At 68.1% G+C, this 14,296-nt stretch carries 10 protein-coding genes; 6 read left to right on the top strand and 4 right to left on the bottom strand.

The genetic code is table 11. The features are described from left to right. The first annotated feature begins 226 nt into the window (after positions 1 to 226). Complete coding sequence (locus MLGJGCBP_RS29320) at positions 227 to 826, top strand: recombinase family protein (protein WP_160099948.1); 600 nt, start codon at positions 227 to 229, stop codon at positions 824 to 826. A gap of 343 nt (positions 827 to 1,169) precedes the next feature. On the opposite strand, the gene hutC is transcribed toward MLGJGCBP_RS29320, so the two are convergent. Together hutC and MLGJGCBP_RS29310 are read right to left on the bottom strand one after the other, a co-directional pair. Further along, entirely contained in the window at positions 1,170 to 1,937 is a 768-nt protein-coding gene (hutC, locus tag MLGJGCBP_RS29315) for a histidine utilization repressor (RefSeq protein WP_072938860.1), read from the bottom strand. Positions 1,938 to 2,037: 100 nt separating this feature from the next. Beyond that, positions 2,038 to 6,735, bottom strand: coding sequence for an NAD-glutamate dehydrogenase (locus MLGJGCBP_RS29310; RefSeq protein ID WP_160099946.1), 4,698 nt, complete (start codon positions 6,733 to 6,735; stop codon positions 2,038 to 2,040). 227 nt (positions 6,736 to 6,962) lie between these two features. Between MLGJGCBP_RS29310 and MLGJGCBP_RS29305 the strand changes: the two genes are divergently transcribed. The 4 genes from MLGJGCBP_RS29305 to hutG are packed head-to-tail and all read left to right on the top strand — an operon-like array spanning position 6,963 to position 12,365. Beyond that, positions 6,963 to 8,399 (top strand): purine-cytosine permease family protein, encoded by a 1,437-nt coding sequence (locus tag MLGJGCBP_RS29305; RefSeq protein WP_160099944.1) that lies wholly within the window; start codon positions 6,963 to 6,965, stop codon positions 8,397 to 8,399. A 59-nt stretch (positions 8,400 to 8,458) separates the two neighbouring features. Continuing rightward, positions 8,459 to 10,135: a urocanate hydratase gene (hutU, locus tag MLGJGCBP_RS29300; protein WP_160099942.1), complete on the top strand. Its 1,677-nt coding sequence runs from the start codon at positions 8,459 to 8,461 to the stop codon at positions 10,133 to 10,135. A gap of 47 nt (positions 10,136 to 10,182) precedes the next feature. Continuing rightward, positions 10,183 to 11,406 (top strand): imidazolonepropionase, encoded by a 1,224-nt coding sequence (gene hutI / locus MLGJGCBP_RS29295; RefSeq protein ID WP_160099940.1) that lies wholly within the window; start codon positions 10,183 to 10,185, stop codon positions 11,404 to 11,406. Further along, positions 11,403 to 12,365 (top strand): formimidoylglutamase, encoded by a 963-nt coding sequence (gene hutG / locus MLGJGCBP_RS29290; RefSeq protein WP_087558172.1) that lies wholly within the window; start codon positions 11,403 to 11,405, stop codon positions 12,363 to 12,365. The genes hutI and hutG overlap by 4 nt, the downstream gene beginning before the upstream one ends. A gap of 21 nt (positions 12,366 to 12,386) precedes the next feature. On the opposite strand, the gene MLGJGCBP_RS29285 is transcribed toward hutG, so the two are convergent. Next, complete coding sequence (locus MLGJGCBP_RS29285; protein ID WP_160099938.1) at positions 12,387 to 13,220, bottom strand: alpha/beta fold hydrolase; 834 nt, start codon at positions 13,218 to 13,220, stop codon at positions 12,387 to 12,389. Between the two features lie 230 nt (positions 13,221 to 13,450). Between MLGJGCBP_RS29285 and cspE the strand changes: the two genes are divergently transcribed. Then, on the top strand, positions 13,451 to 13,654 hold the full coding sequence (gene cspE, locus MLGJGCBP_RS29280; RefSeq protein WP_005244612.1) for a transcription antiterminator/RNA stability regulator CspE: 204 nt from the start codon (positions 13,451 to 13,453) through the stop codon (positions 13,652 to 13,654). A gap of 79 nt (positions 13,655 to 13,733) precedes the next feature. On the opposite strand, the gene MLGJGCBP_RS29275 is transcribed toward cspE, so the two are convergent. Next, on the bottom strand, positions 13,734 to 14,111 hold the full coding sequence (locus MLGJGCBP_RS29275; RefSeq protein ID WP_236581433.1) for a hypothetical protein: 378 nt from the start codon (positions 14,109 to 14,111) through the stop codon (positions 13,734 to 13,736). Positions 14,112 to 14,296 lie beyond the last annotated feature (185 nt).

Here is a 14,296-nt window from a genome sequence, read left to right as displayed (position 1 = left end):
TGGGGTTGATCCGTCTCTCGCCCTGCTGGCGGGGTTGCTATGAACCGTTGGACTCAACTCACCCTGACACGCAGGGGGTACGCGTCGCCAGTGGACTTGCCTACGGCTATGCACTGCGGCACTAGCTCATCGGGAGCGGGTCTAGCCGCCCTCGTCGTGCTATTTGACCGTTGAGTCCCAAGCACCACGCCGCCGGCGTTGCGCGTTCGAGAGATGGGAATCAGCGATGTACATCGGGTATGCACGAGTGTCCACCGACCAGCAAGACCTGACAGCACAGCAGCAGGCGCTGCTCGGGCTCGGGGTGCCACCGGAACGGATCTACGTCGATCACGGCTTGACCGGTACCAATCGTCAGCGGCCCGGTCTGCAGAACGCCCTTGCAGCGTGCCGGAACGCCGACACCCTCGTGGTGACCAAGTTGGATCGTCTGGCCCGTTCGTTGCCCGATGCCCGGGACATCGTCGACGAGCTCACCGCCCGGAATGCCTGCCTGCAGATCGGAGCCACACTGCATGATCCGGCCGACCCGGTCGGTCGCCTGTTGTTCAACGTTTTGGCGATGGTCGCCGAATTCGAGGGCGACCTGATTCGGGCGCGAACGAGGGAGGGGATGCGGATCGCGAAGGCGAAGGGACACCTGAAGGGCAAGAAGCCTAAGCTCAACCCACGCCAGGAACGGCACCTGGTCGAGCTTCACTCGTCGGGCGAGTACTCGACCGCAGAACTGGCCGACTTGTTCTCGGTTGGCAGGTCGACGGTATACCGGGCGATCAAACGCGCCCGCCGACCTCAACACGACGGATACTCAGATTCCGGTACCTAGCGATTTCAGTACTTACGAACGTTCGCCGGGCGGCCGCACCGGCGGAAGTCCGCTTCCGGGCCGCGATGATCGCTGCCCCATGGTGCTCGGCGCAGGCCTCGCCCGATTGCCGAACGCTGATCGGAACGTCCCAAATGCCGGCCGTTGACCGGAACTCCCTGACCAGTGCGTTCCCCGTTTACCCCGTCCGATGACGATTGTCAGATCGGTGCGTCAAACGGTGCAGATGGTGCGGGTCGATGGTTCCCGGGCATTAGCCCCACCGACCCGCATCAATTCTTCTGTTCCGACGTTCGAACGAGCACCTGCTCGACACAACACGCAGGGCCCTCCGGATCCCCGATCAGCCCGTCCCGAACGTCCCTTCGAGCCGGTTCCGCGAACCGGGGTGCACGAGACGCGCTGCGCTGACGAGTCCTCGGGACGACCAGGTGCGGCGCCGGATCAGCAGGCAGGGTTCGGAACGCTCGATGTGGAGGAGCCGGCATTCCTCGGGTGATCCGAGGATCGCCTCGACGACGTGCTCGCCTCGCGTCAGCGGAGCCTCCACGCTCAGATAGTGATTGGGCGTCTGCTGGGTGAAGTCCTGATCGAGATACCCGGGCGCCTCGGCGGGATTGACGAACCGGTCTTCGAGCTGGATCGGTGTGTCGTCCTCGTAGTGGATCATCAGGGAGTGGAACACCTTGCCGCGGATCGAATCCCGGATGAAGGCGTTGGCCGGATCGGCGTCTTCCTCACGCACGTACACCACTTCGGTCCGGTGGCGGTGGCCGCGTTGCTGGATCTCGTCCGCGATGTTCTTGACCTCGAACAGCGGCGACGCCGTCTTCGTGGCCGCCACGAACGTGCCCACCCCCATCAGGCGCACCACGAGACCCTCGGCGCTGAGTTCGCGCAGTGCACGATTGATGGTCATGCGGGACAGCCCCAGAGCGCCGACGAGCTGGTTCTCCGAGGGCAGCTGATCGCCCTCCTGCCAGCGGCCGGCGTTGATCTGCGACACGATCAGGTGCTTGACGCGTTCGTACGCCGGGGCCGACTCCGTCCCCGGTCCGTTGTACAACGCAGCAAGCTCCGCGTCGACTACTGCGATCTCTACCACTGACACCCATTCCTCTGCGGCACCGACGAACTTCCCGTGCAGTCGGCCTTTTGCAGTCTATCGGCCGACTGCACGGGTAAGCCGCAATCGCGCGGTGCGCCCGATGTCACCTCACCATGCTGCGGAGCTGCCTGGTCGCGACGGAGAGAGCGGCCAGGTCGTGCTCACCCGATTCCGTAACGGCGTCGAGGGTGTGGCGGGCCCGCGCCAGCCGGGCGGCATTGCGGTCCTCCCACTCCCCGATCTTCTGTTCCGCCGTGTCCGCGATCTCGCTGCCCGCGATCACATCGAGGCACAGGGCCCGCACCGTGTCGTACAACTCGTCGCGCAACGACAACCGGGCCAGCGCGTTCCACCGCGTGCTCCGACCCAGCTGCGAGACCCCCACCAGGAGGTGGACCAGACCGAGGCACTCCCCGAGCCGGTAGTACACCTCGGCCACCTCGCGGGGGTCGCGTTGGGTGATGTCGGCGATCTCGACGATGTCGAGCAGCGCGAACCGGTCGAGCAGCAGTTGGACACGCCCGGCCAGGTCGGCGGGGACACCGCGGGCCACCAGCGCGGCCGTGCGACTGCGGAGGCTTTCCGCGTCCTCGCCGCACAGCCAGCCCGCGACATGCGGTGTCAGGTCCGCGACCCGGTCACGGAATCGGCTGATCTCCGCCCCGACCGCCAGCGGCTGGGGCCTGCGGGTGAGCATCCACCGCGACGCCCGGTCGAGCAACCGCCGGGTGAACAGCGTCAACTCGTCCGACAGCGCGGCGTCGAGGTCTGCGTCCCGGATGTCGCGGCGCAGCGACGGCAGGTCGAACACCTCCGAGACCACCGCGAACGCGCGCACGGCGTCGGCACCACCGGCACCGGCCTCCTCCCCCAGCCGGAAGGCGTACGTGATGCCGCCGTTGTCGACGACGTCGTTGGTGAGGACCGTCGCGACGATCTCCCGGCGCAGCGGGTGTTCACCGATGGCGTCGCCGAACGACTCCCGCAGTCTGCGCGGGAAGTACCCGGCGAGGGCATCAGAGAACGCCGGGCTGTCGGGCAGGTCGCCGGCCAGCAGATCCGATTTCAGCGCCAGTTTGACGTGCGCCATGAGCGTCGCGAGTTCCGGCGAGGTGAGTCCCGCCTCCGCGCGTTCCCGGGCGGCGATCTCCTTCCGGGACGGCAGCACCTCGATCGCGCGGTCCAGACCGTAGCGGCCCTCCAGGTGGCCGATGAGCCGTCCGTGCACCGCGAGCGACGCGGCGGCGTCGGCCCGGCTCGTGCCCAGCACGTCGTTCTGGGCGACGTTGTCGGACAGCACGAGACGCGACACCTCCCCGGACATCTCGGCGAGCAGACCCGCGCGGTCCTCCGCGGCGAGACGGCCGCCGCTGACGAGGGCGTCGAGCAGGACCTTGATGTTGACCTCGTGATCGGAGCAGTCCACGCCCGCCGAGTTGTCGAGCGCGTCCGTGTTGATCCGACCGCCGTTGCAGGAGAATTCGATGCGTCCCAGCTGGGTGAGGCCGAGGTTGCCGCCCTCACCGATCACCCGCGCCCGGACGTCGGCGCCGTCCACCCGGACGCCGTCGTTGCCCTTGTCTCCGACGTCGAGGTGGGTTTCGGTGCCCGCCTTCACGTACGTGCCGATACCGCCGTTCCACAGCAGATCCACCGGCGCCCGCAGGATCGCGCGCACCAGGTCGGGTGGCGACAGTTCGGTGGTCCCGGGCGCCAGCCCGAGCGCGCGTCGCGCCTCCTCACTGACCGGAACGCTCTTCCTCGATCGTTCCCACACACCGCCGCCCGCGCTGATCAGGTCGGGTGTGTAGTCCGCCCACGACGACCGCGGCATCGCGAACAGCCGTTCCCGTTCCGCGAAGGAGGTGGCCGCGTCGGGGTTCGGGTCGAGGAACACGTGCCGGTGGTCGAACGCGGCGACGAGCCGGATGTGTGGGCTGGCCAGCATTCCGTTGCCGAACACGTCGCCGCTCATGTCGCCGATCCCGACGGCCGTGAACTCCTCGGACTGGGTGTCGATCCCCATTTCCCGGAAGTGCCGTTTCACGCTCTCCCACGCGCCGCGGGCGGTGATGCCGAGCGCCTTGTGGTCGTAGCCGACCGATCCGCCGGACGCGAACGCGTCCCCGAGCCAGAATCCATACTGTGCCGCAACGTCGTTCGCGATGTCGGAGAACGTCGCGGTGCCCTTGTCCGCGGCGACGACGAGGTAGGTGTCGTCGCCGTCGTGCCGCACCACCCGCGGCGCCGGGATCACGGCGCCGCTCGCGAGGTCCACGTTGTCGGTGACGTCGAGCAGTCCGCTGATGAAACTGCGGTAGCAGCGCACACCCTCGGCGCGCTGCGCGTCCCGGTCCCGCGCCGCGTCCCCGGTGGGGGCCGGTGGGCGGGCGACGACGAACCCGCCCTTCGCGCCGACGGGCACGATCACCGAGTTCTTGACCGCCTGCGCCTTCACCAGGCCAAGCACCTCGGTGCGGAAGTCCTCCTTGCGGTCGGACCACCGCAGGCCACCCCGCGCGACGGCGCCGAACCGCATGTGCACACCCTCGACCCACGGCGAGTAGACGTAGATCTCGAAGCGGGGCCGCGGCTGCGGCAATTCGGGGATCCGCTGCGGATCGAATTTGAACGACAGGACCGACCGTTCCCGGTCCGCGCGGACGTAGCGGTTGGTGCGCAGGGTCGCCAGGACCACGTTGAGGTAGGCGCGCAGGATGCGATCGGCGTCGAGGCCGAGCACGTCGCCGATCGCCGTTTCCAACGATCCGGTCAGTTCGCCGGATTCCGCCGAGGCATCCGGATCGAACCTCGCGGCGAACAACCGGATCAGCGCCTGCGAGATCTCCGGGTGATCCCCGAGGACCGTCGCGATGTGGTTCTGGCTGTACGGGAACCCGCCCTGCCGGAGGTAGCGCGCGTAGGCCCGCAGCACCTCCACCTCCCGCCAGTCGAGGCCGGCCCGGAGCACGAGTTCGTTGAAACTGTCCGTCTCCGCCCGCGATTCCCAGGCCGCGGCGAACGTCTCCGTGAAGCGGTGCGGCAGCGCGTCGTCCACCGGCCCGGCCGCTGCGTGGCGAATCCCGAATTCGTACATCCAGCACACGGTTCCGCGACTGTTCGCGACCGTGTACGGGCGCTCGTCGAGAACCGCGACGCCCATGCTCTGCAGGATCGGGAGCACATCGCTGAGGGAGGCCGGAGCGCCGCCGACGAAGAAGGTGAAGCGCCAGTCGGCGGCCTGCGTGTCGAGCCGCGTCTCGATCGCGCCGTCCGTCAGTGTCTCGAACACCGCCACGTCCGTCCGGGCGCGCAGGGCGTCGAAGTCGTGCTTGTACACCGCCGGGAAATTCTCCGAATAGTGCGCGAGGAGTTCGCGTTCGAACGCGGCGCTGAGTTCGTCGTCTTCGCCGCCCGTGCGGAATCGGTCTTCCCAGGTCCGGCAGGTCCGGGCGATCCGGCGCTGAATCTCCAGTCGCCGTGAGTCCGTCACCTCGGTGTCCGCGGGGACGCGCATCGTGAAATGCACCATCGCCAGCGGGTACTCGGACACGTTCGTGGTGTATTCGACGGCGGTGCCGTTCAACTCGTCCAGGAGGACCCGCTGGGCCGCCAGGCGCGTCCGCGTGTTGTACCGGTCGCGGGGTATGAACACCAGCGCCGACATGCTGTCGCCGGGAACTTCCGTGCGGAGGAAGAGATGAATGTGTTCGCGCGCGGTGATGCCGGCGACCTCGGTGAGCGCCGAATGCAACGAGTCCGGGCTCGCGGCGAACAACTCGGTCAGCGGCAGCGCCTGCACGACCTGCAGCACGGCCTGCCCGGAGAAGGAGTCGATGTCGAAGCCGGCGCGGTCGAGCAGGGCCCGCACCCGGCGGCCCGCACCCGGAATGTCCAGGACGTTCTCGTGCCTGCCCGCGGGCGTGAACACGCCGACGAAGCGGTGCTCCACCCCCGCGGCCCGGACGCCGACAAAGGACGGATACGACGAACGGTGCACGGACACCGGGAGCGCCGCCTGCCCGATCGCAAGGACCGGACCGGATTCGGTGGCCGGCGCACGATCGCCCTCCCGGTCGTGAAGAACGCCGAGGCTCTCCCGGGGTGCGCCGTCGGCGTCGTACCGCGCGTATCCGAGGACGGTGAAGTTGCCCGCTTCGCACCAGCGCAGGAAGTCGGCGGCCTCCCGGAGTTCTTCGGACTGCGCGTCCTGCCCTGATTGCGCGGCGAGTTGCTCGGACACCTGGATCTGCAGTTCGCGCATGCGCGCCAGATCCGCGTTGACTCGGCGCACGTCGGCGAGGACGGCCGTCAGGGATTCGACGAGTGCGGCGACGACCGTGCTGTCGGTGTCGGAGCGAAGCCCCACGTGGATCCAGGACTCCGCCGTCCCCGCGTCGGTGCCCGGACGCACGTCGGTGAGGGTGCCCGACTCCTTGCGGCGGGCGGCGACGACCGGGTGCAGTGCCTCCTCGATGGGAGCACCGACCCTGGCCGCGGTGAGGAGTACCGATTCGACGAGCAGCGCCATGTCGTCGGTGACGATCTGCACGGCGGGTCCGATCCCGCTGGGGTCCGTGGCGTCGATGCCGCGCACGACCGCGGTCCCGGGGTTCCGGTGCCGTCCCGTCTCGAGATGTGTGTTCGCGATCCGATCGCGCGCCGCGGGATCCGCGTTGTCTGCGTAGGGGTGACCTGCGGTGCGGAGGTAGAGGTCGAGGAAACGCTCACGCGCCTCCTGGTCGGAAAACAGCTGCTCATCGCCCTCGAGCGGGTGCGAGGACGTCGAAATTACTCTCATGTCAGTACCTTCCGTCGGGAGCATCGGGACTCCCGGCTGGTGCAGTGGCGGGCCGGCACGCTTCTCGGCTGGGTCCTTGGAGAACGCTTGACAGGGGGTTGTCTATACAGGACTATACATCTAAGGCGATAAAAAACGTGAGTCAGAGCACACTGGATTCAGGACATGGGACAGAGCACCCGGGACCGACCAGAAGCTGCCGGACTCGTCACAGAGAGACACAGGCCATGACACACGAGGGACCTCCCGAGATCAGCCTCGCGCCGGAGCGTCGCACCATCGACGTCGTTCCGGACGACGAGCGCCACGGATCTCCGCGCAGCCAGTTCACGCTCTGGTTCGGCGCCAACATGCAGATCACCGCGATCGTGGACGGCGCCCTGGCGGTCGTCTTCGGCGCCGACGCGCTGTGGGCCATCGTCGGCCTGCTGATCGGCAACGTCTTCGGCGGTGCCGTCATGGCCCTGCACTCCGCTCAGGGGCCGCGCCTCGGCCTGCCGCAGATGATCTCGAGCCGGGCCCAGTTCGGCGTCCTCGGAGCCGTGCTCCCACTCGTCCTCGTCGTCCTCATGTATCTCGGCTTCGCCGCGACCGGCAGCGTCCTCGCCGGTCAGGCCGTGAACGAGATCCTCCACATCGACAACGCCACCGTCGGCATCCTCATCTTCGGCGCGATGACCGCGTTCGTCGCGGTGACCGGGTACAAACTCATCCACGTCGTCGGCAAGGTCGCGACCATCGTCGGCATCATCGGCTTCACCTACCTCCTGATCCGCCTGTTCGCCGAGTACGACGTGGCCGCGTTCGTCGGGATCAAGGGCTTCGACATCGTCACGTTCCTCCTCGCGATCTCGCTCGGAGCCGGCTGGCAGCTGACGTTCGGACCGTACGTCGCCGACTACTCCCGCTACCTGCCGCGCTCGACGAGCGAGCGGAAGACCTTCTGGTCGACGTTCGCGGGCAGCGTGATCGGCTCGCAGTGGTCGATGACGCTGGGCGCGCTCGTCGCCGCCGTCGCCGGCGACGCGTTCCTCAGCGACCAGGTCGGCTTCATCGGCGAACTCGCCGGACCCGCCGTCATCGCCCTGATGATCTACCTGGTGATCCTCGTCGGAAAGCTCACCGTCAACTGCCTCAACGCGTACGGCGGATTCATGTCGATCCTCACCACCGTGACCGCATTCAACGGACAGTCGCGCATCTCGACCCGCGCCCGCAGCCTGTACATCATCGGGTTCGTCGCCGTGTCGATGCTGATCGCGATCGGTGCCAGCGCCGACTTCCTCAACAACTTCAAGAACTTCGTCCTCGTGCTGCTGATGGTCTTCACCCCGTGGAGCGCCATCAACCTGATCGACTACTACCTCATCTCCAAGGAGCGCGTGGACATCCCGGCCCTGTACGACCCGGCGGGCCGCTACGGCCGCTGGAACAAGACCGCGATGAGCTGCTACGCCATCGGCGTCGTCGCGCAGATCCCGTTCCTCGCCCAGAAGCTCTACACCGGCCCGGTGACGGACATGCTGGGCGGCGCGGATATCTCCTGGATCGTCGGCATCGTCTTCACCGCCGCGATCTACTACCCGCTCGCGAAGCGCAGCAGCAACCCGCCCCCGGCGATGATCTACCCGGAACACACCGCCATGGCTGATACACGACAGTGAATCACGCTGAACCCCAGACTCTTCCACCTCTCTCGTTCGACCATCAAGGAGTACACGACATGACCACCACGACGCCTCCGGTTTCCGGACCCCGCCACGTGTCGGCGCCCCGCGGCACCGAACTGACGACCCTCGGCTGGCAGCAAGAAGGCGCCCTGCGCATGCTGATGAACAACCTCGACCCCGAGGTCGCCGAGCACCCCGACTCCCTCGTCGTCTACGGCGGCACCGGCAAGGCCGCGCGCAGCTGGGAAGCGTTCGACGCGATGGTCCGGACGCTGAAGACCCTGAAGTCGGACGAGACGATGCTGGTGCAGTCCGGTAAGCCGGTCGGCGTGTTCCGCACCAGCGAGTGGGCGCCCCGCGTCCTGCTCGCGAACTCGAACCTGGTGGGCGACTGGGCCAACTGGGAAGAGTTCCGCAAGCTCGACGCCCTCGGCCTGATCATGTACGGGCAGATGACCGCCGGATCCTGGATCTACATCGGCACGCAGGGCATCCTGCAGGGCACGTACGAGACGTTCGGCGCCGTCGCCCGCAAGCGCTTCGGTGGCTCGCTCGCCGGCACCATCACCCTGACCGCGGGACTCGGCGGCATGGGCGGCGCCCAGCCCCTCGCCGTCACGATGAACGACGGCGTCGCGATCTGCGTCGACTGCGATGTCACCCGCATCGACCGCCGCATCGCGCACAAGTACCTCGACACCAAGGCCACCGACATCCACGACGCCCTGCGTCTGGCGACCGAGGCCCGCGACGCGAAGCGTCCGCTGTCCATCGGCCTCGAGGGCAACGCCGCGGAGATCTTCCCCGAACTGCTGGCCATGAACGCCCCCATCGACATCGTCACCGACCAGACGTCGGCACACGACCCGCTGTCGTACCTGCCGCTCGGCATCGACTTCGCCGACATGAAGGCGATGGCCGACAAGGACCCGGTGAAGTTCACCGAGGACTCCCGCGCGTCGATGGCCCGCCACGTCGCCGCGATGGTCGGCTTCCTCGACAAGGGCGCCGAGGTGTTCGACTACGGCAACTCCATCCGCGACGAGGCCCGCAAGGCCGGCTACGACCGCGCGTTCGACTTCCCCGGATTCGTTCCCGCCTACATCCGTCCGCTGTTCGAGGAGGGCCTCGGCCCGTTCCGCTGGGCCGCGCTGTCGGGCGACCCGAAGGACATCGAGGCCACCGACAAGGCGATCCTCGAACTGTTCCCCGAGAACGAGCACCTGAAGCGCTGGATCACGATGGCAGGCGAAAAGGTGGCGTTCGAGGGTCTGCCGGCCCGGATCTGCTGGCTCGGCTACGGCGAACGGCACAAGGCCGGCCTGAAGTTCAACGAGATGGTGGCGTCCGGTGAGCTGTCCGCGCCCGTCGCCATCGGCCGCGACCACCTCGACTCCGGATCGGTCGCGTCGCCGTACCGCGAGACCGAGTCGATGCTCGACGGCTCCGACGCGATCGCCGACTGGCCGCTGCTCAACGCACTCGTCAACACCGCGTCGGGCGCGTCGTGGGTGTCCATCCACCAGGGCGGCGGGGTCGGTATGGGCCGGTCCATCCACGCCGGTCAGGTGTGCATCGCGGACGGCACCGACCTGGCCGCGGAGAAGTTGGAGCGGGTCCTGACCAACGATCCCGGCATGGGCGTCATCCGGCACGTCGACGCAGGCTACGACCACGCCGCCGACGTCGCCCGCGAGCGCGGCGTCCGCGTGCCGATGTCCGAGGGATGACCAACCGCCCGAGCGACCGTATCTTCGAACCACTGGAAGGAACAGCAGTGACAGCGAACACCTCCCGCTCCACAGCGCTGACCGGCATCGGCACCCTGGTGACCAACGACCCGACAGTGGGGGAAGGACCGCTCGGGCTGATCCGCGACGCCGCCGTCGTCTTCGACGGCGGCGTGGTGGCCTGGGTCGGCAGCACCGACGCGGCGCCGGCCGCGGACGTCGGGCACGATCTCGACGGCCGCGCCGTGCTGCCGGGCTTCGTCGAAAGCCACTCGCACCTGGTGTTCGGCGGGGAACGCGCGGAGGAATTCGCCGCCCGCATGGCCGGGCAGCCGTACGCGGCGGGGGGCATCCGCAACACGATCGAGGCGACGCGGAACGCCACCGACGAAGAACTGCAGGCGAACACGCACCGGCTGCTGGACGAGTCGCTGCGGTCGGGCAGCACCACCGTGGAATGCAAGACCGGCTACGGCCAGACGGTCGCGCACGAACTGCGCAGCACGCGGATCGCGGCGTCCCTCACCGACGAGGTGACGCTGCTCGCCGCGCACGTTCCGCCGCCGGAATACGCGGGCCGCGCCGACGACTACGTCGCCATGGTCTGCTCGGAGATGATCGACGCCTGTGCACCGCAGGCGAAATGGATCGACGTGTTCTGCGAGACCGGCGCGTTCGACCGCGATCAGGCGCACGCCGTGCTCACCGCCGGAATGGCGAAGGGGCTGATCCCCCGCGTCCACGGCAACCAGCTCCGCGAGGGGCCCGGAGTTCAGCTCGCCGTCGAACTCGGCGCCGCGTCCGTCGACCACGTCTGCTACACCACGCAGGCCGACATCGACGCGCTGGCGCAGAGTTCGACGGTGGCGACCCTCCTGCCCGGCGCGGACTTCTCGACCCGCAACAAGTACCCCGATGCACGGGCCCTGCTCGACGCCGGTGTCACGGTCGCGCTCGGTGCGGATTGCAACCCCGGCACCAGCTACACCACCAGCCTGCCGTTCTGCATCGCGATCGCGGTGCGGGACATGCACATGACCCCGGACGAAGCCATCTGGGCGGCGACGGCGGGCGGCGCCCGCGCGCTGCAACGCGCCGACGTCGGGGTCCTGCGTCCCGGAGCGCGGGCCGATGCCCTCGCCCTCGACGCGCCGTCGTACCTGCACCTGGCCTACCGGCCCGGCGTCCCCCTGGTCAGCGACGTGTGGCGGGGCGGCGAACTCGCCTGGTCCGCGCACGTCGGTCACGAGAAAGCGAGGGCATTGCGATGATGGAGAACCTGTTGATACCGCCACCCCCCTGGGTCGGCAGGATGGACGGCACGTCGAGTCACCACCTCCGCTGGCACCAGGCGGTGTCCCCGCTACGGGACGGCGCGGAGCCGGGCGCCTGCGTGTTCATCGGATTCTCCAGCGACGAGGGCGTGGAACGGAACAAGGGACGCCGCGGCGCGTCCCGCGGTCCGGACGCGCTGCGGAGCGCGCTGTCGTCGATGGCGCTCGCCGAACCGCTCCGCGCCTATGACGCCGGCACCGTCGCGGTCACCGACAATCGTCTCGAATCCGGGCAGGAGGCGCTGGGCGCGGTGGTTGCCGCGACGCTCGACGCCGGCCAGTTCCCCGTGGTCCTCGGCGGCGGCCACGAGGTGGCGTTCGGGACGTACCTCGGTCTGGCGCAGGCGGCGGTCCGGACCCCGCGCAAACGGGTCGGGATCCTGAACCTGGACGCGCACTTCGACCTGCGGTCCGATCCGGTGCCGAGTTCGGGCACACCGTTCCGGCAGATCCTCGAACGGGAACACGCGGCGGGCACCACCCTGCAGTACTCCGTGCTCGGCATCAGCCAGCCCAGCAACACCACCGCGCTGTTCGACACCGCACGCGGATACGACGTCCGGTACCTCCTGGACGACGAGTGCTCGGTGTCCGACCGGCACCGGGTGGCCGTGTTCGTCAGCGAGTTCCTGTCGGACGTCGATCTCGTCTACCTCACCATCGACCTCGACGTCCTGCCCGCCGCGGTCGCGCCGGGCGTGAGCGCTCCCGCCGCGTACGGTGTTCCCGCGGAGACGATCCAGTTCGTGTGCGACGCCGTCGCCGCCAGCGGAAAACTCGCGGTCGTCGATGTCGCCGAGCTCAATCCGTCGTTCGACATCGACAACCGCACCGCCCGCACCGCCGCCCGGTTCATCCACCGGATCGCCACGAAGCGCATTCCGATCGTCGGCTGAGGTCTCCCGGGCAGCCTGCGCTCAGCCCTCCCGCAGCACTGCGCGCAGGCGGGTGACGAACGCGGCCGGGTCGTGGGCGAAACCGATGTGATCACCCTGGAACAGTGTGGGCTCGACGCCCAGTTCGACGGCGAGCGCCCGCGACGTCCGGTCGCAGAGTTGACCTCCCGACTCCTCGCCGATACCGACCACGACGCGGGTGGACGCCGAGCGCAACGCGGCGACGTCCGGGCACCAGCGAGTGGTCGGGCGCAGCATGTGCGCGTGCTGGAAGTACTCGTCGGCCTCGGCCTGCTCGTCCCGCTCGCCCGCGAACATCTGCTGGAACACCTCCTCGGGCAGGTGGATGTTCGCCAGATCCAGGAACTTCCTCCACCCCCCCACGACGTCGCCGCCGAGGTGGGCGTCGATGATCTCGTCGGTCTTCACGCGCAGTTCCTCGCGGTCGTCGAGCAGTTCGTCCAGCGGCGGCTCGTGAGCCACCACGGTGTGCACCAGTTCCGGATGCGCCTGCACGAGCGCCAGCGCGCTGACGGCGCCGCCGCTGGAACCGAACACCACGGCAGGACCTGCGTCGAGGTGCGTCAGCAGCCGGGCGAGGTCGTCGGCGCGCATCTCCGGGGTCGAATCGCGGTCGCGGTCGTCGACCGGGCTGCGGCGGATGCCCCGCGGGTCCGTCGTGAGCACGGTGTATTCGGCGGCCAGCAGATCGGCCGCGGGCGCGAAGGCGTCGGCGTCCATCGGGGCGCCGACGAGCACCACGACGGGCCCCGACCCGCGTACCTCGTAGTACAGCGCGGCGCCGGGAACGTCGAGTATACGGGCGTGGGCGGTGGCGGTCGATGCGGAATTCATCGAGTTCTCCTCGTTGCAGGTGATTGTCGGTCGCAGGTAGGACCGCCCCCGACGGGCAGAATCATCGGTCCTGTGGAGGAAATTTCTTGCCCATGACCTCCCAGGAGCCCCGGATCCGGAGGATTCGTGGGCCTACCACTGGAAGCACAAGCGGCTAGATGACAGGATGAGATTTACGCGAACGGGATCTCGATGTGAGATCCCGGGCGGCAACTCAGGGAGTGAACGGTATGGCGCAGGGTGTTGTGAAGTGGTTCAACAGCGAGAAGGGCTTCGGATTCATCGCGCCGGACGACGGTAGCGCGGACGTGTTCGTTCACTACTCCGAGATCTCGGGCAGCGGCTACAAGTCGCTGGAGGAGAACCAGCGGGTGGAGTTCGAGGTCGGACAGGGCCAGAAGGGCCCGCAGGCCCAGAACGTGCGGGCCGTCTGAGCGACGACCCGATAACACTGTGACGACGAGGTCGCACCCGAGAGGTGCGGCCTCGTTGTCGTAGCAGGCCCCGGGAGAGCTATCTCGAGAGGCCGAAACTTCCCACCTGGCTGCCGCCCACGTAGACGGCCCCGGTGTAGCTCCCGTCGGCGTTGGGGGAGATCCTGTCGGTCAGGAACCCCAGACCCGATGGGCTGTAATCGATGACGGTGTTTCCGTTCCCGTCCTGCGAAGTCGTGCCCGCGAGTCCGGTCAGTCCGAACACGAAGTTGTTGACGACCGTGTCGCCCTGAAAGGTCTTCCCCTTCCAGATCAACTCTCCCGCGGGTGCGGTGGTCGTTCCCTGATAGGTGCCGGACGGTACCGCGGGTTCGGCCACACAGGTCCCTGCGCCGCCGAGTGCGGCACCGATCGCAGCTCCCGCGATGACGATCCCTCGGGTGATCGCGCGCATCATTCCTCCCTCCGCAGTGGTAGCCGGCCCGGTCGCGTCGACCGGGTGGCCGGTCCGTGGTCGAGTACCCGCTTCACTGCCGTGGACACCGGGACCCCTGGACAAATTCGGCGTTCTCCTTCATAGTCGAAATGCCACCAAGTGGCATTGCTATTTCACTAGATGGCAATCTCGATCTTCGACAGGAG

This window comes from Rhodococcus sp. T7 (assembly GCF_009872365.1).
GTDB lineage: Bacteria > Actinomycetota > Actinomycetes > Mycobacteriales > Mycobacteriaceae > Rhodococcus_F.
The sequence above is the reverse complement of the archived record's forward strand: the minus strand, read 5'-3'. Positions and strand labels throughout refer to the sequence as shown.

Coding starts and splice junctions, on each gene's coding strand:
- cspE (WP_005244612.1), top strand. CDS start 13,451: ATGGCGCAGGGTGTTGTGAAGTGGTTCAACAGCGAGAAGGGCTTCGGA.
- MLGJGCBP_RS29285 (WP_160099938.1), bottom strand. CDS start 13,220: ATGAATTCCGCATCGACCGCCACCGCCCACGCCCGTATACTCGACGTT.
- MLGJGCBP_RS29305 (WP_160099944.1), top strand. CDS start 6,963: ATGACACACGAGGGACCTCCCGAGATCAGCCTCGCGCCGGAGCGTCGC.
- MLGJGCBP_RS29310 (WP_160099946.1), bottom strand. CDS start 6,735: ATGAGAGTAATTTCGACGTCCTCGCACCCGCTCGAGGGCGATGAGCAG.
- hutU (WP_160099942.1), top strand. CDS start 8,459: ATGACCACCACGACGCCTCCGGTTTCCGGACCCCGCCACGTGTCGGCG.
- hutG (WP_087558172.1), top strand. CDS start 11,403: ATGATGGAGAACCTGTTGATACCGCCACCCCCCTGGGTCGGCAGGATG.
- MLGJGCBP_RS29275 (WP_236581433.1), bottom strand. CDS start 14,111: ATGATGCGCGCGATCACCCGAGGGATCGTCATCGCGGGAGCTGCGATC.
- MLGJGCBP_RS29320 (WP_160099948.1), top strand. CDS start 227: ATGTACATCGGGTATGCACGAGTGTCCACCGACCAGCAAGACCTGACA.